The sequence below is a fragment of the Luteolibacter sp. Populi genome (assembly GCF_040801775.1).
In the GTDB taxonomy this organism is placed as follows: Bacteria; Verrucomicrobiota; Verrucomicrobiia; order Verrucomicrobiales; family Akkermansiaceae; genus Haloferula.
Genome location: NZ_CP161812.1, coordinates 2,207,316 through 2,226,291, shown reverse-complemented (window position 1 = coordinate 2,226,291; position 18,976 = coordinate 2,207,316). Strand labels below are relative to the sequence as shown.

Genomic DNA, 18,976 nt, shown 5'->3' with positions numbered 1-18,976 from the left:
TACGCTGAACTAGCTCTCCGCCACCTTGCGCGATTCCAACAACCGCGACGCGGTTGCCTCCTATAGCCCCGGGTTGACCGACGAAGGAGGGGCGACGCCATCCCGCACCAACCTCGAATGAGGTTGCCTCGGGCCGGTGTAACGGGTTTTCGATCCTCCTGCCGATCTCCAAGCGCCGGACAAGCTCGGCCTCAACCTGATCTGCATCCCACGACGGATTCAGGCTGCGAATGCCCGAGCGGGTGATTTCGCAAGCCTCTTCGAAAAGCTCCACCCCGGCCCAAAACTTCTCGGGAAGGCTCATCTGGCGCGCACGCTTGATCGATCCTGGTCGATCCGACGCGCGAGTGCCTCAATTGCTTCCACGTCACGACACTAGCGCCAAACCGCCCCTTTGAAAATCCCGAAATGCCTACGGCGGATCACCGTGCTAGGCTACACCATCCCGACCGGGAGCCGGGCCCGGAGCCGGACGCCTTTCCGCGCTTGGCTCGATTGTTAATGTGTGTTAATTAAAGGACGTGGCACCCCGCAAATCATCCGATCCCGCCGCTTACGTCGCGCTGGCCCTGCGCCTCGCGCTCGGCGGCTACTTCGCATGGAGCGGCTACCAGAAAATCTTCATCGCCGGCCTGGACAACTTCACCCGTGCCGTCGGGAACTACAAGATGGTCCAAGCTCCTTGGGACGCCATGCTGGCCTACACCATCCCCTGGATGGAGATCGTCTGCGGCGTCCTGCTCGTCATCGGCTTGTGGAAACGCGGGGCCCTCTGGGGCTTGGCCGGGCTGGTCGGCGTGTTCGCCTTCGGCGTCGGCCAGGCATGGGCGCGGAACCTGAATATCGACTGCGGCTGCGACGGCAACCCCGACGGCTCGCCGATGAATTACAGCCTCAAGTTCCTGGAATTCGGCCTCTACTGGCTGGCCATTTTCTTCATCTGGTTCCTCGGCCGGAAGGGCAGCTCCCACGTCTTCGGCGGCACCCGCCTGAAGCTGCCGGGCTAATCCGCCGCGGGCCGACAATCCCAACGTCGCCATTGACGGACGGCCAAACTGGGACCGCTGGGCACCGCCCGGCAGAAGCCACCCTTACGGCAGAACACATCGCGAAGTTCGAATGGAGAGCGCCGTCCCTATCCTGCAGACGAATCGTCCTCCCCGCGGACACACCCGCTTCTTGAGCAACCCTCGCGTCTCTCGCAGGTTTCTCCTCCATGCAATGGCCCTCCCTCCTCTTGCCGGTCCTCGTAGTGGCCATGCTCGCGCCGTCTGCCCTCGCGCAGACCGCTCCCGTCAGAAAGGTCATTCTGACCGGCAGCAAGCACGTCCACGACAAGGCGGAGATGCTGGACAAGAGCGCCTACAACTTCGAGTCGCCCGATGCCTGGCTCTTCATCGATGACCTCGCGCCCTCCAAGCTGATCGCCAGCCACCTCGACCGCCTGCTGGTCAACTACGAACCCGCGGTGCTCAACGGGAACATCCGCATCGCCCAATACGAAACCGGCAGCGTGGTCATCCCGCAGGGCCCGCAATTCGCGGCCATGACCGTCTTCGATGGCAAGTCGCTCGCCGGCCCCTCGATGCCCCTGCACTGCCACGTCAAATACAACGACGCCAAGCTCGGCTCGATGAAAGGCGCCATCACTTCCTTCCGCCTCATGCGCGGCTACATGGCCACGCTCGCGGAGAACGAAAACGGCACTGGCATCAGCCGGAACTACGTCGCCCAGGATCAGGACATCGAGATCAAGGACCTCGGCAAGGAACTCGATGGCAAGGTCCGCTTCGTCCGCATCTTCCCCTGGCGCTGGACCAGCAAGAAGGGCATCGCCGGCGGCATCCACCAGAAGCTCAATGTCGGCTGGTTCTACGATTGGAACATTGGCACGAACTCCACCCCTGAACTGGAATATGTTCCCATCAAGCAGAAGCGCTACTGGCCCGGCCTCGATCAAGATTGGAAGGCCCGCGGCGCCACCCACCTCCTCGGCTTCAATGAACCCGACCGCCCGGACCAAGCGAAGATGACCGTGGACGAGGCAATCTCGGGCTGGCCGGAATTGCTCGGCACCGGCCTCCGCCTCGGCTCGCCCGCCGTCTCCGATGGCGGTCTCGGCTGGCTCTACGACTTCGTGGGCAAGGCGGACGCCGCCAAGTTGCGCGTCGATTTCGTGGCCGTGCACTACTACCGCGCCGTCGCCGATCCCGGCGATGGCAAGGCCGCCGCGGCCCAGTTCCTCAACTTCGTCAAAGACATCCACGAGCGCACCAAGCGCCCCATCTGGATCACCGAGTGGAACAACGGCGCGAACTGGACCAACGCCCGCGACCCCGACGCCAAGGAACAGGCCAAGGCCATCGAGGAGATGATCAAGGCGCTCGACAAGGCCCCCTTCGTCGAACGCTACGCCCTCTACAACTGGGTCGAGGAAGGACGCGAGCTCCAGCGCAAGGACGGCACCCTCACCCCCGCCGGCGAGATCTACCGCGACAAGGTTTCGCCTCTCGCCTACAAGCAGGAGAAGCCCTGAACGAGAACTCCAGCCCGAGCTTGCCCCTTGCGCCTCCGTGAAGCTCGCGAGTGACTGCGAGAACTCTCGTGAGTGCAGCGACGATCACGACAATCTTAAGGGAACGCCGGGCGGCTCCCCTCGATCACCCGGCCTGCCTGCTGCTGATGAGCGCTCTCGCTTCCTCCTTCATGCTACTGTAGCGCTCGGATTGTGCGCGACACTTCGCCTCTACATCTGCGCTGCTGGCTTTGAACCGTCTAGCAGCCTTGCCCGTGAATTCGATCCATCGGGAGTCAGGATCTTCGATCGTACGTCTGCCATCGTAACGCACTGTCACTTCCGGGTGATTCGACCGGATGACTTCCTCCGGGAGGTGAGCGCGTACGTCGTCGTGCGGAAGCTCGGGGTGGGAATATGCCACGGTGCGGTATGGGCCCCAATCCGTCCCCTCTACCCCTTTGAGCCCTTCCTCAAGCAGGGCATACTCCTCGGTAGCGAAGTAGCTTCCGTGAACACGCACCTTCTTCAGATTCCCAAGACTCAGCGCTGGGAGAAATGCCGGATACGGGGCCCGGCAAATCACCTCCCACATCGCGAGCACCTCTAGCTGTGGCAGGCCACGAAGGAACTCGAAATCGGCGATGGGCTGCTTCCAATCCGTAGTGCCATACACCGCGAGATACTTGAGATTCGTTACCCCCGCGAGACCGCTAAAGTCGGAGACTCGGCGCAAGTTCTCGATGTGAAGTGCTCGCAGCCGTTTCAGGCCTTGCAAGGGGCCAAGATCGTTGAAGCCGGAGACATACTCCAAAACCAACTCCTCGATCCCATCCATCGAGCCAATGAAGTCGAGATTACGCGGCCTCGCGTGCGTAATCCGCAAGCGCTTGACCGTCCTGAGTCCTCTCACCGCAAGCAACTGCTCAGGCGTAGGCTCATGCAGGGTCAACTCTTCAAGATTTGGCAGGGTGAGCGCTCGCGACCAGTTCACGTCCCCTTTCCCGATCGTCACGATGGTTATTTCCGGGCTTCCCGCGGGAACATCGCCAATGCGATAGGCATAGCGTTCCCGGTTCGGAACAACGGTCCAATAGCCTCCCTCGCGGTCTAGAAGATCGCCGAAATGATGTCGCATGATGCTTGAATTCCTGAACCCCTTGTATACCAGCGAAAGATGGCCTTCGCGCCAGGAGCATGCCGGACTTTAAAGCACACCCGACTGGATTCGAACCAGTGACCGCCCGCTTAGAAGGCGGGTGCTCTATCCAACTGAGCTACGGGTGCTTTTGCTTGGCCGGGGGCTGGTGTAACCCCTCGCGCGGCGGAAGTCAAAACGCGATGGATGGAAAGCGCCCGGGGCTTTGGACTGGCCGGACCGGGAGCGCTTTGATGTCCTAGGGCCATGGAATCTCCCGGGCCACCCTCCTATCCAAGGGAAAGCGAGGATGCCCAGCATCTGATGCTGCTATCGGTATTTCACTACGTGATGGCCGGGCTGGGCACGCTGGGAGGCTTCTTCATGGCCGCCTATTTCGCCTTCGTGGGTTATATCGTGACGACGGTCATGCCCTCGGTCCCGTCCGGCGCCGGCAGCTCGCCTCCACCTGCTCCGCCCGCCGGCTTCGCTTGGTTCTTCGGGGCCTTCGGCGTGCTCATATCGCTCTCGATCCTGGCTTTCGCGGTCCTGCACTTCCTCTGCGGACGTTGGATCGCCGCGCGGCGGAACCGCACCTTCTGCTTCGTCGTCGGGTGCCTCTCCTGCATCAGCTTCCCTCTGGGCACCGTGCTCGGCGTCTTCACGATCATCGTCCTCCAGCGGGAGAGCGTGAGATGGCTCTTCGAAAAGCAGACCCCGGGCGTCTACTTGAACCGGTAGCGGCCCAGTTCCACGCTCACCGTCGGCGGCACCTTCTCCCGCTCGAAGAAATCGTAGCCTTCCTTGAGCTGCTGCCAGAAGCCGTGCCACGGGTTCTCCGTCTCGCGCGCCATCCGCTCCGCGCTCATGCGGAAGGGGAAGATGTGCACGCGGAAATACTCCTGCCCGCCCTTCAGCGCCGCATCGCAGAGCGTGTAGATCTCCTCGATCTTCGGATCCGTCATCGCCAGGCAGCCGATCGAAACCTCGTTGCCGTGGATCATGATGAAGGTCCCGCTGCGGCCATGGAAGCGGTCGTAATCGTTCGGATACCCGATGTTGAAGGCCAGGTGGAAGGTGCTGTCCGGCTTCATCCCTTCCGGCGGCACGAAGTAGAAGCCCTCCGGCACCTGTCCATCGCCCTCCGCCAGCTTCGGCCCCAGCACGCCCGACTGCCTCGCGATCTCCCAGGTACGGAACAACTCGTACTTCTTCGTGTCGCGGTGCCGGACCCACAGCTCGAGCCGGTTCTCCTCCTTGAAAGCTCGCAGGAAAACCGGATCACCGAAGTGCAGGCCCTTCTCCTTCAGCGCATGCTCCAGTTCCGGACGCACCCGCTCCGCCGCAGCGACCGCGCGCTCCGGCCCCGGCATGCTATCGCAGGTCTCGACCACGAAGGTATCCTGCGCCGCATCCTCCTGCCCGGGGCAAGGCGAAACAATCATCAGAACGGCAGTCAACAGGCGGCGCATGTCACGGTCAGGGTCGGCGGGGATGCTGCTTCGGGCGAGGAGAAATGTGGACGCTGGAACAGATGCCTGCCCCCCGGGACCGCGGAGCCTCCGGCCCGCAGAAGCTTCCAAGACGGCTCGCGACACGGGAGAGTCGGAGTGGACCGGAACGTGAGGATGCCGCGGAGGGTTAGGAGTGAGCTCATCTGTTAGGGACCCTTCTGTGGGGCAGAGCCTCCGCGGTCCCGGGGGGCAGGCATTTTTCGGACCGCATCGTCAGCACGCGGCATAGGCCGTATCCACGGGGTTCAGGACCGCATTCAAAACCACCCGCAATGCCGCCGGGTCCGGCGAGGACAAAAGGTGCAGCAGCGGATGCTCCGGCAGCCCGCAGGCCTCCGTCGCCACCACCGGGATCCCGCTCGCCAGCGCCAGCAGCGCGAGCCGCGGCTGATGCTCGATCCATGCCGGCAACACCACCGCCCCGGCAGTGATCAAATCCGCCGCACTGCCCTGCCTGCAAGCGATCCCCTCGAAAGGATCAGCCGCGCCCTCATTCGCCCGGCCTAGGATCACCAGCTCCGCATCCATTCCCTCGCGAAAAGCCGCCGCCAATTCAAAGGCGCCCTTCCGCCCCAGCCGCGAGGCCGGAAAAAACACCACCGGCTTCTCCGCCGGGTCGAGCTCCAGCGGCTGCGGCATCTCCCAATCGATCAGCCATGCCCGCGCCCCGAAATGCTTCGCCATCGCCCGGTGCGGCGTGATCAGCCGTGCCGCAGCAGCCAGTGCCTCGCGCTCCGCCCGCAGCAATTCCGGATCCGCGCGGAAGTCGCCCAGCGTCGTCGATTCCGGATGCGCCTGCTTCGCCAGATCCAGCCGCCGCTGCAGTTCCTCCATCGGCCAGCGGTTCACCAGCACATCGAAACTCCGCCCGCCCAGCGCCCCGGTCTTCCAGAGATGCGGCAGCAGATTCTGCGAGATCACCACATGCCGGCACTGTGGATCGAGCATCGCCGCATACTCCCGCGCCAGCGCCGCCTCACCCTCTAACAGCGCCAGCTGCCGCACCGCCCCCTGCGCAGGCAAGCGCCGCTGCCGGAACGACCGCATCAATGTCGCCCGCGTCGCATGCCGAATGCTCACCCCCGGCGGCGGCGACCATCTGTAGTTCGCCTTCTTCCACCTCCGCCCGTCCAGCGGCGTCAACCACCGGTCACCCTCCCGCGAATGCCCGCGACACCAGCGGTCGAACTCAGGCCACATCCCGTCTAACAAAAATGCCGAATGCCCCAGCGCCGCTGCATGCGCCGCCGTCGCCGCCGGATGCCGGAAGCACTCCAGCATCCCGCAGGTCAGGCAATCGCCCGAGGGTGCCGCCCGCGGGGGGGCAGGGGAGGGCAGCACCGCTTTTACCTCGCCCGCCCGCGCCGAGCGGATCCGGATGATCAACTCCGCCGCCGTCAATTCCGCCTCGATCCGCCAGGCCCCCTCACCCTTGAAGCGCAGATCGACGTAGTTCCAAAAAACCGTCGCATCCAGATTCTGCTCCGCCGCCGAGCCCGGGATCACCCGCGAGTGCGCATGCCGCTCCACGATCTTCAGCCCCGCCGCCAGCGCCGCCTGATAGAGCAAGCCGCTCAATTGGCACAACCCGCCGCCCACCGCCGGCACCAGGCAACCCTCCCGCAACTCCCGCCCGTCGATGAAGCCCTTCCGCCGCGTCGTCCGTCCCAACTGCCGCCAGAAACTGAACACCCCGCCCGCTGGAATCTCCACCCCATGGAAAGCCCGCACCGCATACCGCAAATTCTCCACCTTCCCCGCGCTCAGTGGAAACTCCGCCGGCGTTAGCTCCCGCCACAGCGGCCCCCGCTTCTCCGCAATCACCGGCGCATCCACCAGCGCCGAAGCCGCCTCATGTCGCGGCGGCCGCGTCGAAAATTCCTTCAAACCGCGGCGCATCTGCAGCACCCGCGTCTTCAAATGGAAGACGAGCGCTTGCAGGCGGGTGGGAGAGTCCCGTTCGGGAGCAGCAGCGTGCTTGTGCATGGAAACGCCCGGGGCGCTGGAATCCTTTTACGTCAACCATTCCCGAAATGCTACAAAAACAGCATGAATATTCCATGAAAGCCGCAGGCCTATTCCAAGCAAACTCTTGGGGGTGCCGCGTCACGGATGAATCAAAGGCACGCCCGGGAAATAGGTCCGATAGCGATTCACATCGCGAGTCAGGAGCTGGAAGCCACCAGCTTGGGCGTGGGCACCGATGAAGAAGTCGGCAAGCGGTGCCGTTTTCAATCCGCCTCTCGAGCGATAGGTTCGGTAAGCTTGCGAAGCGAGAAAGAGCGACTCCTTGGGCAGTTCATGATATAGCAGGCCGAGAGAGGGGATCATCGCCTCCACCTCGTCGATCTGGCCTGCCTGATGGCAAAGCTCCGTATAGATGATCGGATTGATCACCAGCTTGCGTGTTAACGAAATCATCCTTTCGGCGGACCATTCCAGCCATAGGGGATCTCCATCGGTAACGTCGAGAATGACGTTGGTGTCCACCAAGACCAAGTCAGTCATCGCCGCGGAGTTCCTTCATCAGTTCGTCCGTGCTTTTTCCATTCGCCCGGTCTTTCCAGATCCCGGTGATGGCGTCCAAGCGTTCCCTCATTTCCTCAGGAGTGCGGGGCGGTTCAATGGTTTCCCTCACTGCCATGCTGAGAATTTCCCGAGCTTCGGCCTCCATGGAGCGGCCATTGCGTGCGGCCCTCAGGCGCAGCTTCTGTTTCACCGGTTCGGCTAGATTCCGGATCGTCAGGGTGGTACTCATGGAAACCTTGTAAGCAATGCTGGCATTGCTGTCAATTCGGGAGCCTTCATATCCGGGCTGAATTCGCTTCGCCACCCTGCCTATTGCCCCCTCGACTCCACCCCATCCCTCTTCTACACCCATTCCCATGGCAGCCATCGGCATCATCGGCGGAAGCGGTCTCTACGAGATCGACGGCTTCGAGCAATCCGGTAATCACTCCGTCGAGACCCCCTTCGGCTCGCCCTCCGACCTCATTGTCGAGGGCACTCTCGCCGGCCGCCAGGTCTTCTTCCTGCCCCGCCACGGCCGCGGCCACCGCCTCCTCCCCACCGAGATCAATCACCGCGCCAACCTCTGGGCCCTCCGCTCCCTCGATGTCCGCTTCCTGATCTGCGTCACCGCCGTCGGCAGCCTCAAGGAGCAGTACCGCCCGGAGGACATCGTCCTGCCGGACCAGTACTTCGACCGAACCAGCCGCCGCGACCAGCACACCTTCTTCGGCGGCGGCATCGTCGGCCACGTCGCCTTCGCCGATCCCGTCAGCGAGGGCATGCGCCGCATCCTCCTCGCCGCCGCGGAGGAGGAGAGCGCCCGCGTCCACTTCGGTGGCACCTACGTCAATATGGACGGCCCCGCCTTCTCGACCCGCGCCGAAAGCGAGACCAACCGCAAGCTCGGCTTCGACGTCATCGGCATGACCAATCTCCCCGAAGCCAAGCTCGCCCGCGAGGCCGAGATCGCCCTCGCCACCCTCGCCATGATCACCGACTACGATTGCTGGAAGACCGACGAGGGCCCCGTCACCGCGGAGGCCGTCATGGGCCACCTCCACGCCAATGTCTCCATGGCCAAGCGCATTATCGCCCGCGCCATCCCCGCCATCCCGCAGACCCCGGAGTGGCCCGAGCACCGCTCCCTCGACGGTGCAATCATGACCGCTCCCTCCCTCTGGCCCCCTGAAACGCGGGAAAAGCTGGAGCCGATCTTGAAAAGGTTGCTGTGATGTTGCTTCGTAGTGGGAACTTCTTTAGTAATAGCAGGTAAGGACTCCTATGTCATAGAATAGCATTCAAGCCACAGTAGCGGATAGAGAGGTAGCGTGCGCCTATTTGGCCAAATGCTTCAGCGCCGCCTTTTCGGCAGCTTTTTTAGTCGAACATAGCGTTTGAAGAACCTTTGGGTATTGGAAGGATGGGGTTTTCTTTGTGAGTTTCGACAAGAGATTCACCGAAAATGAAAAGCCTCCGGTCACAAATCCAGGCAATGGCCCGAGAAGTAAGGGGGAAACGATTGGGAAGAGGCTTGTCAAATGGAATGGAATCCACTCATGGAATTTGGAGGCGAACTTCGATTTTCGGAACTTTTCCATCTCCTTTCCGATGTCGGATGTAATATTTTCAATTTTCAATAATTTTGCAGACAGGTTGTTCGTTCTATCTAGTCGATGGTCCGACTTTAGTTCGCGAACCATTCTTGCGAATTCCGCCCGAGCATCCGAGTTTCGCTCGCGAAGCTCGGCATATTCCTTTTCGGGAATGTAAGATATATCTTTTGGAACGTTGAATGTTGCGATCGCGCTAGCAATGATGCCATCGATTTGGGCTGCTGTGTCTGCTCCGCAGCTATTCACGCCATTCAAAGCAAATGCTAGAGGCTGGTCTGTTATGGCATCAAACCCTTCGGATGCGGCTATTTTTTCTGCAATCATTCCCATTACAAGTGTGCTTACACCTCGCGGAACCGACAGCCACCGGGAATCTTCGATAAAACTCTTTAGCATTCCTCGACGCGTCAATTCCGAACGAACATGAGTTCCGATCTTTTCAACGTGAAGGAACTCCCATCCCGCTATTCTTTGCTCTCCTAGTCGATCGATCGTTATCTTGATTTTTTCCTCTCGTGCGATTTTCAGGAATCGGGGGTGATCTAGAGCCTGTCCAAAGACTTTAGCTGAGAGTTTTGAAATTTCAATGTGGTTCAATGGGGAACATCGGTGAACTGCCCCATCACAACAATCCATAAGGCGCTTTAGGGCTTTGGAGTCCTCAAGCTTTTCATGCGGCGGAACGATGCGATGGACCTCATCGGCAAATAGCAATATTTGCCGAAGCCACGTGTGATTTGGCTCAAAATGAGGATAAGTCACGCACTGGTATTTCATTGTGTTCAATTTGTTAGGTCAAGTGGTATGCGGGCATTTGGGTTTTTATCAATAATCGCGGCTACTGTTTTTGCCTTAAGCCACTTCTTGAGATCGCCTTCCGTATTTAGAAGTTCCACGATTTCTTGTAGTTGGGAGAGAATGATTACTGCTCCTCCTGCTAAAGCATCTCGACAGGTTGCGATCGCAGGGCCGGTAAATTCTGAGTAGGAAATGAAAAGTCCTCGAACTTGGGTTCCTCGGTTGTAGACCCGTACTATATGGGGGGAGATGTCTGCGGTTCCTAATGCGTCTTTCCACCATTTTAATTCGACGAGATATAGATTTCCTTCATCTTCCACCAGCCCATCGATCTGCTCCACCACACCTTCCCCAGAATTCCCCTTCACGGTGAAGGCCTCGCGAACGAGAATACCGCTGGCCTCAAAAAGTGAGTTCAACACTCCCTCTAGTGCCTTACCCCGTCTGTGCGGGTCTTGGTCACCAAACAATGCGAATAACTGCGACCTAACGCTTGAAATTCTCGTTTTCCTTGCCTTTTCAGCTGTGAGTCGTGCATCTCTTTCTACTTGGGCCGACTTTCGTTCCTTCTCGCGTTCAATATTGATCCGCGTAAACGAGTCTTTGACATTCACCACTTCCCGGATCTGGGCAACCAATCCGCGCGCTGGTGCTTGATCAGATTGCCAGCACACCGAAAAATCGTGAAACTCTGTCACTCGTTTTAGAATCTCGCGCCGCTCCTTCAGGGTGCGCTCTCCTAGCTCGTTCAACTTGGCTAGCAACTCCCTCGAAACATGATATTTGTTGAAACTTGCTTTGTCATTCCCCAGAAGTTCGCGGTATGGGCTAAGGAGATTGTCGGAAACTCCTGCACCTTGGAAAAAGAGAATCAAATCTTTCTTCGACTTGGACAGCTTCGGAATTGCTTCGTTAAGAAGAGAAAGTAGATCTGGCGGGTAATGAAACGATATATCCATACGCATTTCTGAGATTCTAGCGCTTGATTTCGCTCGAATGCGAAGCAATCGCTTAGGCAACGTGATCCATGTTGGTTCAGAGTAGTTTGTAGAGCAAGCCGCAGCTTCGTGTCGAATAGCAGTTCGTGTCCCTCGTTGGGCATCGACGGCGGTGAGTTGGTTGCCCCAATCCTTCGAGAGAGAATCCCCCTTTCCCACGTTCATTGCGTCCGCCCGATCCTTCACCGTTTCGGTTGATCAACCTGTTGGAAATGCAGGCGTGACATCGCCGTCCCCGGCGGTAAGTTCGCTCCCAATTCTTCCGCCCCTAGTCGCCATTTCCATGAAAAATCCGCTTGATACGCTGGGCTACAAGCTCCTGACCTCCCCCGTGAATGACGCTCAGGACGAATCGCTGATTCCCACGCTTTCCCGCCGCGGCTTCATGGTCGTCAGCGCCGCTCTCGGCAGCAGCTGCTCGATGATTTCCTCCGGCAAGCCGGAAGGCGGCACCGGCGCCACCGCCAAGGTCGATCCGGCCTCCGTCCCCACCAAGACCGGCCCGAATACCGGCTACCGCACCCCGAAGGTGCAGGGCCCCGTGCCGCGGAATCCCACGCTGAACCTGCCCGCCACCGGCGGCTCCGGGATCACCTACTCCCGCGTCGCGGTGACCCAGCCCTACATCGCGATCACCTTCGACGACGGCCCGCACCCTTCCAATACCCCGCGCCTGCTGGACATGCTCCGCGAGCGCAATATCAAGGCCACCTTCTACGTCATCGGCCGCAATGTGGACCTCTACCCGAATGTCCTGCGCCGCACCGTCTCGGAAGGCCACGAAATCGGCAACCACACCTTCACTCACCCGATCCTCAGCAAGCTCAGCGACTCCACGGTCCGCGAGGAGCTGACCAAGTGCCGCGATGCCGTGGCCCGCGCCGCCGGCGTCCAGCCGCGCACCATGCGCCCGCCCTACGGAGCCCTGCTCCAGCGCCAGCGGGAGTGGATCCACGCCGAGCTGAATTACCCCACCATCCTCTGGTCCGTGGACCCGCTCGACTGGAAGCGCCCCGGCCCCTCCGTCGTCACCTCCCGCATCCTCGCCGGCACCACTCCGGGCGCGATCGTCCTTGCCCACGACCTCCACGGCGGCACCGTCGATGCCATGCCCTCCACCCTCGATGGCCTGCTTCGGAAAGGCTACAAGTTCGTGACCGTTTCGCAGTTGCTCGCCATGGCGACGGCTGCACCGGCAGCAGGCACCGGCCCGGTCACCGCCGGCCAGTGAATCGCGGCTCGGCTCTGGAATCGTGATGCCCGGCGAACGTTACTTCGCGGTGCGGGACCGCCTGTCGGAACTGCTCGGATGGATCGGCGACCTGTCCCGGGAAGTCTCCTTGGAAGAGGAGCCGGACCGGCCCGCGCCGGTGCTTGCCCAGCCGATCCTGATCGCTGCCATCGGCGAGGTGAATGCCGGGAAATCCTCCCTGCTCAATGCCCTCGCCGGCGCGGAGATTTGCCCCTCCAGCGCGCTGCCGCTGACCGCTGACGTTTGCCTCTACCGCCATGGCGCGGAGGCCGATCATCCGGTGAAAACCCAATTGGTCGAAGCCCGCCGCCCGCTCGAATATCTACGGAATTTCGACCTGCTCGATACACCGGGCACCAACAGCAAGCTCAATGGCCACCTCGCCATCTCCGAGCCCTTCCTCGAGCACGCCGACCTGATCCTCGTCGTCTTCACCGCGGAAAATCCCTGGACCGCCGCCACTTGGGATGCCGTCTCGCGGCTCTCGCCGGAGGCCCTCGAACGCACCGCCCTGGTCGTCCAGCGCATCGATCTCAAGCAGCCGCAGGATATACCGATCATCCTCGGCCACATGCGGGATCTCTCGCTCAAGCGCCTCGGCCGGAACCTCCCGATCTTCCCCGTCGCCGCCCGCCACGCGCTGCTGGCGAAGACCGCCGAACCCTTCGATACCGACCAATGGCGCTCCAGCCGTTTCTCGGATTTCGAGCACTACATCTCCGAGCGCATCTGCGAGTCGATGGACCGCCGCCAGGTCCTCCACGATGCCTGGCACCACGCCGCCCGCACCCTGCGGCGGATGGAGAATCACCTCGATACCCAGCGCCGCGGCATGGAGGATGACGCCTGGTTCCTCGCCAATATCGAGCGCGAGATGGAGGCCCTCCGCGATAACTCGCTGGCCGCCGCTTCCGAGGCGCTCGGCGCTGCGCTGGAACGCTACCGCAGCGAGGTTGATCGCGTCGTCCGCAGCCTCCGCTCGCGGCTCGGCTGGTGGCGCTCGCTCGCCCGGCTTTTCAGCGGGGATGGCACCGCCGCCGAGATCGAGACCGCCTTTTCCTCGCGCATGCAGGAAGTCGCCACCGGCTTTGGCGTCGATGATGCCGGCCGCCTGATCGATGCCTGTGCCCGGCACTGGGAAACGGTCAGGCCGCAGGTCAAGGAGCGCATGGGCTTCGAGCCCGGCCCCTGCGCCATCGCCGGCCCGGCCCGCGAGAAAATCGTCGCCCGCTTCGTCGCCCGTTTGGAAAAGGCCGTGCCGCAAGCCCTCGCCAGCCTGCGCGTCCGCGGCGTGTTAGACCCCTTGGTCCGCCGTCGCAATTCCTCTCTCAAGGGCTTCACCGCCATCGGCCTGCTGCTGGTCATTGCCGCCGGTGCCTGCGGCACCTTCGGGCCCCAGCACTTCGCCCTGATCCTGCTGATCGCCTCGGTGGTCGTCTTCACCCTCGCCGCCGTCATCGCCTGGGTCACCGCCATCCGCATGGCCGCCGGCTACCGCGAGCGCCTCTCCGCCGGTGCCGCCACCTTCGCCGAAGGCCTCAAGACCGACCACGGTGAAGCGATCCGCTTCCTCTTTCGCGACTACTCCGGCAGCCTGTTGGAAGTCCGCCGCCGCCTCGCCTCCGAGCGCGCCCTCCTCCAGCCCCGCCTCGAACGCTCGAACTCCCTCTACATCGCCCTCAAGTCGGTGGAGCTGGATCTGTGAGCCGGACGCGCCTCTAACAATCCTAGCGCCTCCAACAACGGACGGCCCCACTGGGACCGCCGGGCACCGCCCGGCAGAACGGTCCCTAACAGCCCGCCACAACGGACGGCTCTACCGCTGGGAGCGCGGAGCCACCGGCCCGCAGAAGCAACCCTCGTCGCCCGGCATTTCACGCGGCTGGTATGGAGACCGCCGTCGCTTCGTTACATGCCTCTCCCACGCGAAGCCGCCGGGCCACCTTCCACCGCTAAAGGCGTCCCGGTTCTTAGCGCCGGAGGTCCGTCGGAGCTTACCCGGTGGTGAAACCACCGGACCTGGTCACCCACGAGTCCCGTCCCGGAGGCCCGGTGGAAATCCCCGGATACCCTCAGCGTGACGAGAGCAGCCAGCCAGCCGGCTCCACCCGCAAGATCTCCCAATGATCACACCCCTGGAACCGCGCGAACTCATCCAGCGCTTCCTTAAACCCGGCCTCAATCCCACCCAGCTCCGCAAAGCCCGGCTCAAAAACCAAATTAATCACACTCAGCCGCCGCTCCTTGCGGTGAGCCTTCGCATCAAACCTCCCGATCACGCGGTCACCCCACAAGACAGGCAGCACGAAGTACCCATACTTCCGCTTCGCCGCCGGCACATAGATCTCCACCGTGTAGTCGAAGCCGAACAACCACGCCATCCGCTTGCGCTGGATCGTGAGGTTATCGAAGGGCGACAGAAACCGAATCCGTGAAGCCGTCAGCGGCGTCGCCAAGGCCAATGCCTCCCGCAACAAAAACACCGGCATCGCCGGAAAACCTTCGACCCGCGCCTCGATCACCTCGCCTTTCTTGATCAGGCCCGCCAGCGCCTGCCGGACCTCGGTCGCATGCCCTCCGTCCCGCAGGTAGTGAAGCTCCTGCATCCGCGCAATCCCCAGCGCCCGCAACCCCCGGCGCAGGTGGAAATCCGCGGCCTCCCGCTTGGACGGCGGCTTCAGCTCCGTCGCCGCAGGCAGGACCCGCTCCGGCAGATCGAAGACCTTCTGCACACCCCGGCGGCTGCGGATCATCACATCGCCACGGATCCAGAGTTCGTGAAAGGCGCGCCGCTCGATCTTCCCGGAGAGATCATTCGACCACTGGCGGACCATCGTGGTCGCCTCCACGTCGCTGATCGCCAGCGCTCCTTCGCTGCGGATCCGCGCCATCAGACGCCGCATCGCCTTGCGCAGCTCGGGCGATTCTTCGGACCAGTGCATCTCCTTCCGGTGCTTGCGCATCAGCGGCAGGGAGAACCGGTAGTCGCGGGTCGGCAGATACGAGCTGGCATGGTTCCAGTATTCAAACACCGAAGCCTCCGTGCTTTGCAGGGCATCCAGCATCTCCGGATCGTAGTCCGGGATGCGGGACCACAGCACATGATGATGCGCCCTCTGGATCACGCTGATCGTATCCATCTGCACATACCCGAGATGGCGGATCGCCTCCAACGCCGCCTCCCTGCCCGCGCCGAAAGGGGCCGCCTCCTCCGCCAGTCCCTGCGATCGCAGCGCGATGGCCCGGGCTTCGGCGATGGACAGGGTCAAATTCTCCATGGCGTGAAATGATCGACCGGATGCCCCGGAAAGGACCGCGCAAATCCCTCGCCTTCCGCCCGCGCGCCGACAAGCGAAAAGACCGGGCAATTGGACCCCTCACTCCCCGGCCTTTTCCCTATCCCATCCATCCTATCCATCCCGGCCCAAAATCCAAAACCATCCAGCCTTCATCTGCGTTCATCCGGCTGTTATCTGCGGTTGAAATCTTCCGGTCCCGCTCCAGCAAACCTGACGGAGAGCCAAAAAGAAAGACCCGGGGGCATTGCGCCCCCGGGTCTACCATGACTTCTAACAGGGATTGTCTTACTCGCCGGCCGGCTTCGCCTCTTCCTTCTTTTCTTCCGGCTTCGGCTGGTCACCACCGCGTCCGCCGCGCTGGCCACGGCCTTCGCCGCCTTGGCCACGTCCGCCGCGCGGAGCCTGCAGCAGGCGCTGCTCTTCCGGCGTCGCGGCCTTCGTTTCCTCTTCGCTCAACTCGCCGTTCTTGTCGGCATCATATTTCTCGACCAGCGCCTTGCGCTTCGCCTGGCGGGCTTCTTGGGCGGCCTTGCGCTCGTCTTCGTTGAGCTTGCCGTCCTTGTCCTTGTCGAATTCCTCGAGCTCCTTCTTGCGGGCTTCCTCGAAACGGGTGCGCATCGCCTCGCGGGCGGCCTTGGTCTCGTCGTCGTTGAGCTTGCCGTCACCGTCCTTGTCGAATTCTTTCACGACACTCGCGGGCATCTGGCGCGGGCCGCGGCGCTGGCCTTCTTCCTGGGCTTGGGCGCCAAGGGTGCCGGCGGCGGCAATGGCGAGCGCGATCCATGTGATTTTCGTCTTCATCGGTATATCGGTTGGTTGGTTCCTTGGTTCGGTTGATCTTGGGCACTGCTGGATGGCCAATCCGTGCTTGGCGGGAGAAACCCGGTCGATTCGGCAAGGTTGCGCGGCGGATTCAATTTGCCTCCCGCTCCCGGGCCGTCTTGGATGCCCCCGGATGTCGCAAGCCGCGCCGGACAATTCAAAACGAACGACTTTCCTGCGCCGCAGCGTCAGCACGCTCGGCCTCTGGGCGATCGTCGCCGCGGCGCTCTACAGCCGCCAGGCCTGGGCCTACCTCGGCCTCGTCGCAGTCCTGACCCTCATCGCCGCCTGGGAATACTTCCAGATGCTCAAGGCTGCCGGGGTCAAGTGCTTCCCCCGCTTCGGCATGCTGCTGGCGCTCGTCTATTCCGGGCTGCTCTACTGGATGCTGCCGGAGGGGGGCGCTGGCGTTCCCGATTGGTTCGACGGTGCCGCCATCTTCGTCGCCATCGCCGGGGCCTTCGGCCTCCAGCTCCGCCATCCGATCCGCGGGCTTGAGCCCCTCCAGGCGGTCGCTTCCACCGTTCTCGGCTTCATCTACATTCCCTTCCTCTTCAACTTCGCCGCGAAGCTCGTCTTCGTGGTCCCCGGCCCCGGCCAGGTCCCCGGCGCGATGTTCCTGCTGTGGATGATCGCGGTGACCAAGTTCACCGACATGGGCGCCTACATCGTCGGTTCCATGATCGGGAAGCACAAGATGATCCCCCACGTCAGCCCCGGGAAAACCTGGCAGGGCTTCGGCGGTGCGATCTTCTTCGCCCTGCTCGCCGGCTGCGGCCTCTACGCCTTTTTCCGGGAGGACATGTCGAACTTCGCCACCGGCCTGCATGTCCTCGGATCCTGGACTCACGTTATCGTCCTCAGCATCGTCCTCTGCCTCCTCGCCGTCGTCGGCGATCTGGCGGAGAGCGTGGTCAAGCGCAGCTTGAGCGCGAAGGACTCCGGCCACATGCTCCCCGGCATCGGCGGCGCGCTCGACCTCATCGACAGCCTCTGCTTCACCGCCCCCGTGCTGTATTTCTATCTCAAATGGATGCCGGTCTGAACGCCGCCGGAAGGCGCAAGAAGGTGGTGCTGTTAGGCTCCACGGGGTCCATCGGATGTTCCACGCTGGAGGTCGCGCGGCTGCTGCCGGAGCGCATCGAACTGGTCGGCCTCGCCGCGAATGGCAGCGTCGCCGCCCTCGCCGCGCAGGTCCGCGCCACCGGTGTCCGCCACGTCGCCCTCCACGATGCCGCGAAGGTGGAAGAACTCCGCGCCCTCATCCCCGCGGACGTCACCATCTACCCCGGCCCCGCAGGCCTGGTCGAGTTGGCAACCCTGGCCGAAGCGGACACCGTCCTCGTCGCCATCATCGGCACCGCCGGCCTGCATCCCGCCCTCGCCGCGATCGAGGCCGGCAAGAACCTCGCCGTCGCCTCGAAGGAGATCCTCGTCATGGCTGGTGAAGTCGTCACCGCCGCCGCCATCCGCAAGGGCGTGACGCTCCTGCCCATCGACAGCGAGCACAACGCGATTTTCCAGTGCCTCGACGGCCACCGCGGCGGCGAGAAGGAAGTCTCCCGCCTCATCCTCACCGCATCCGGCGGACCCTTCCGCACCCTGCCTGCCGCGCAACTCCCGGAGGTCACCCTTGCCCAAGCCCTCAAGCACCCGACCTGGGAGATGGGCCGCAAGATCACCATCGACTCCGCCACCCTCTTCAACAAGGGCCTCGAGATGATCGAGGCACGCTGGCTCTTCGGCATCGGCATGGAACGCATCGAGGTCGTGGTCCAGCCGCAGAGCATCGTCCACTCGATGGTCGAGTTCATCGACGGCTCCGTGCTCGCCCAGATGAGCACGACCGATATGTGCTTCCCGATCCAATACGCCCTCACCTGGCCCGAGCGCGTGGCGGGCGGCCTCAAGCCCCTGGACTTCGCCAAGCTCGCCAAGCTCGACTTCGAGGAACCGCGCCACGCCGACTTCCCCGCCCTTCGCCTCGCCCGCGAAGCCGGCCTCGCCGGCGGCACCCTGCCCGCCGTCCTCAATGCGGCCAACGAGATTGCCGTCGACGCCTTCATCGCCGGTGCCATCCGCTTCCCCGACATCTGGCGCGTGGTCGAGGAGACCATGGCCCGCCACGACCTCGCCACTGCCTCTTCGTTGGACAGCGTCATCGCCGCCGACACCTGGGCTCGCCAGCACGCCGCCACCCTCTGTTAGAAGCCTCTTCCCATTAGTCACATTTCCGTGATGCTTCACGGACGGTTCTACCCTTGGGAGCGCGGAGCCACTGGCCCGCAGAACGGTCCCTTGCCGGCCCTGGCCACGAAAAGGCACGCACTCAAGCGACCCGCTCTCCGCTTCCACCACGCAATGGATAACACCGCTCCGACTCTTTCTTCGGGGCAATGCCTCCGCGCTACCAGGCGCTGACGCGCCGATCTTTCCACGATGTGGCTAGCGGGCAGAGCCTGCCGCCGCTGTCCCGATCCGCGATTCATCGGCAAACGTCACGAAGACCCTTTTTC

General features: G+C 62.5%; 17 protein-coding genes and 1 tRNA gene. 8 read left to right on the top strand and 10 right to left on the bottom strand.

Annotation, left to right across the window (positions count from 1 at the left end; genetic code table 11):
- The first annotated feature begins 521 nt into the window (after positions 1-521).
- A complete protein-coding gene (locus ABWK72_RS08820; RefSeq protein WP_367874420.1) occupies positions 522-1,007 on the top strand; it encodes a DoxX family protein in 486 nt (161 codons plus the stop codon).
- Between the two features lie 209 nt (positions 1,008-1,216).
- A complete protein-coding gene (locus ABWK72_RS08815) occupies positions 1,217-2,536 on the top strand; it encodes a glycosyl hydrolase (protein ID WP_367874419.1) in 1,320 nt (439 codons plus the stop codon).
- A 124-nt stretch (positions 2,537-2,660) separates the two neighbouring features.
- On the opposite strand, the gene ABWK72_RS08810 is transcribed toward ABWK72_RS08815, so the two are convergent.
- Together ABWK72_RS08810 and ABWK72_RS08805 are read right to left on the bottom strand one after the other, a co-directional pair.
- On the bottom strand, positions 2,661-3,653 hold the full coding sequence (locus ABWK72_RS08810; RefSeq protein ID WP_367874418.1) for a leucine-rich repeat domain-containing protein: 993 nt from the start codon (positions 3,651-3,653) through the stop codon (positions 2,661-2,663).
- A gap of 75 nt (positions 3,654-3,728) precedes the next feature.
- Positions 3,729-3,802, bottom strand: a tRNA-Arg gene (locus ABWK72_RS08805).
- A 118-nt stretch (positions 3,803-3,920) separates the two neighbouring features.
- Between ABWK72_RS08805 and ABWK72_RS08800 the strand changes: the two genes are divergently transcribed.
- Entirely contained in the window at positions 3,921-4,394 is a 474-nt protein-coding gene (locus ABWK72_RS08800) for a hypothetical protein (RefSeq protein ID WP_367874417.1), read from the top strand.
- Here the strand turns inward: ABWK72_RS08800 and ABWK72_RS08795 are convergent.
- The 4 genes from ABWK72_RS08795 to ABWK72_RS08780 all read right to left on the bottom strand — a co-directional run bounded on the left by ABWK72_RS08795 (position 4,379) and on the right by ABWK72_RS08780 (position 7,925).
- Positions 4,379-5,098 (bottom strand): murein L,D-transpeptidase family protein, encoded by a 720-nt coding sequence (locus ABWK72_RS08795; protein WP_367874416.1) that lies wholly within the window; start codon positions 5,096-5,098, stop codon positions 4,379-4,381. The two genes, ABWK72_RS08800 and ABWK72_RS08795, sit on opposite strands and share 16 nt — an antisense overlap.
- 282 nt (positions 5,099-5,380) lie before the next feature.
- Complete coding sequence (locus ABWK72_RS08790; RefSeq protein ID WP_367874415.1) at positions 5,381-7,153, bottom strand: VanW family protein; 1,773 nt, start codon at positions 7,151-7,153, stop codon at positions 5,381-5,383.
- Between the two features lie 120 nt (positions 7,154-7,273).
- Entirely contained in the window at positions 7,274-7,675 is a 402-nt protein-coding gene (locus ABWK72_RS08785) for a type II toxin-antitoxin system VapC family toxin (protein ID WP_367874414.1), read from the bottom strand.
- Positions 7,668-7,925 carry a plasmid stabilization protein gene (locus ABWK72_RS08780; protein ID WP_367874413.1) on the bottom strand — a complete coding sequence of 86 codons (258 nt, stop codon included), beginning with the start codon at positions 7,923-7,925 and terminating at the stop codon, positions 7,668-7,670. Before ABWK72_RS08780 ends, ABWK72_RS08785 begins: the two co-directional genes overlap by 8 nt.
- 127 nt (positions 7,926-8,052) lie before the next feature.
- Here ABWK72_RS08780 and mtnP point away from each other — a divergent pair, with 127 nt between their 5' ends.
- On the top strand, positions 8,053-8,910 hold the full coding sequence (gene mtnP, locus ABWK72_RS08775) for an S-methyl-5'-thioadenosine phosphorylase (protein ID WP_367874412.1): 858 nt from the start codon (positions 8,053-8,055) through the stop codon (positions 8,908-8,910).
- A gap of 102 nt (positions 8,911-9,012) precedes the next feature.
- Here mtnP and ABWK72_RS08770 read toward each other — a convergent pair whose 3' ends face one another.
- Both ABWK72_RS08770 and ABWK72_RS08765 read right to left on the bottom strand, forming a co-directional pair.
- Entirely contained in the window at positions 9,013-10,068 is a 1,056-nt protein-coding gene (locus tag ABWK72_RS08770) for a hypothetical protein (protein ID WP_367874411.1), read from the bottom strand.
- Between the two features lie 5 nt (positions 10,069-10,073).
- A complete protein-coding gene (locus ABWK72_RS08765; RefSeq protein WP_367874410.1) occupies positions 10,074-11,054 on the bottom strand; it encodes a restriction endonuclease in 981 nt (326 codons plus the stop codon).
- A 316-nt stretch (positions 11,055-11,370) separates the two neighbouring features.
- Here ABWK72_RS08765 and ABWK72_RS08760 point away from each other — a divergent pair, with 316 nt between their 5' ends.
- The gene (locus ABWK72_RS08760) at positions 11,371-12,318 is read left to right on the top strand and encodes a polysaccharide deacetylase family protein (protein ID WP_367874409.1); all 948 of its coding nucleotides are present in this window, start codon (positions 11,371-11,373) and stop codon (positions 12,316-12,318) included.
- A gap of 25 nt (positions 12,319-12,343) precedes the next feature.
- Positions 12,344-14,044 carry a dynamin family protein gene (locus tag ABWK72_RS08755; protein WP_367874408.1) on the top strand — a complete coding sequence of 567 codons (1,701 nt, stop codon included), beginning with the start codon at positions 12,344-12,346 and terminating at the stop codon, positions 14,042-14,044.
- A 367-nt stretch (positions 14,045-14,411) separates the two neighbouring features.
- On the opposite strand, the gene ABWK72_RS08750 is transcribed toward ABWK72_RS08755, so the two are convergent.
- Together ABWK72_RS08750 and ABWK72_RS08745 are read right to left on the bottom strand one after the other, a co-directional pair.
- On the bottom strand, positions 14,412-15,617 hold the full coding sequence (locus ABWK72_RS08750; protein WP_367874407.1) for a winged helix-turn-helix domain-containing protein: 1,206 nt from the start codon (positions 15,615-15,617) through the stop codon (positions 14,412-14,414).
- A gap of 306 nt (positions 15,618-15,923) precedes the next feature.
- Positions 15,924-16,439 (bottom strand): EF-hand domain-containing protein, encoded by a 516-nt coding sequence (locus ABWK72_RS08745; protein ID WP_367874406.1) that lies wholly within the window; start codon positions 16,437-16,439, stop codon positions 15,924-15,926.
- 154 nt (positions 16,440-16,593) lie between these two features.
- Here ABWK72_RS08745 and ABWK72_RS08740 point away from each other — a divergent pair, with 154 nt between their 5' ends.
- Positions 16,594-17,505, top strand: coding sequence for a phosphatidate cytidylyltransferase (locus ABWK72_RS08740; RefSeq protein ID WP_367874405.1), 912 nt, complete (start codon positions 16,594-16,596; stop codon positions 17,503-17,505).
- Positions 17,490-18,668: a 1-deoxy-D-xylulose-5-phosphate reductoisomerase gene (locus ABWK72_RS08735; RefSeq protein ID WP_367874404.1), complete on the top strand. Its 1,179-nt coding sequence runs from the start codon at positions 17,490-17,492 to the stop codon at positions 18,666-18,668. Before ABWK72_RS08740 ends, ABWK72_RS08735 begins: the two co-directional genes overlap by 16 nt.
- Positions 18,669-18,976 lie beyond the last annotated feature (308 nt).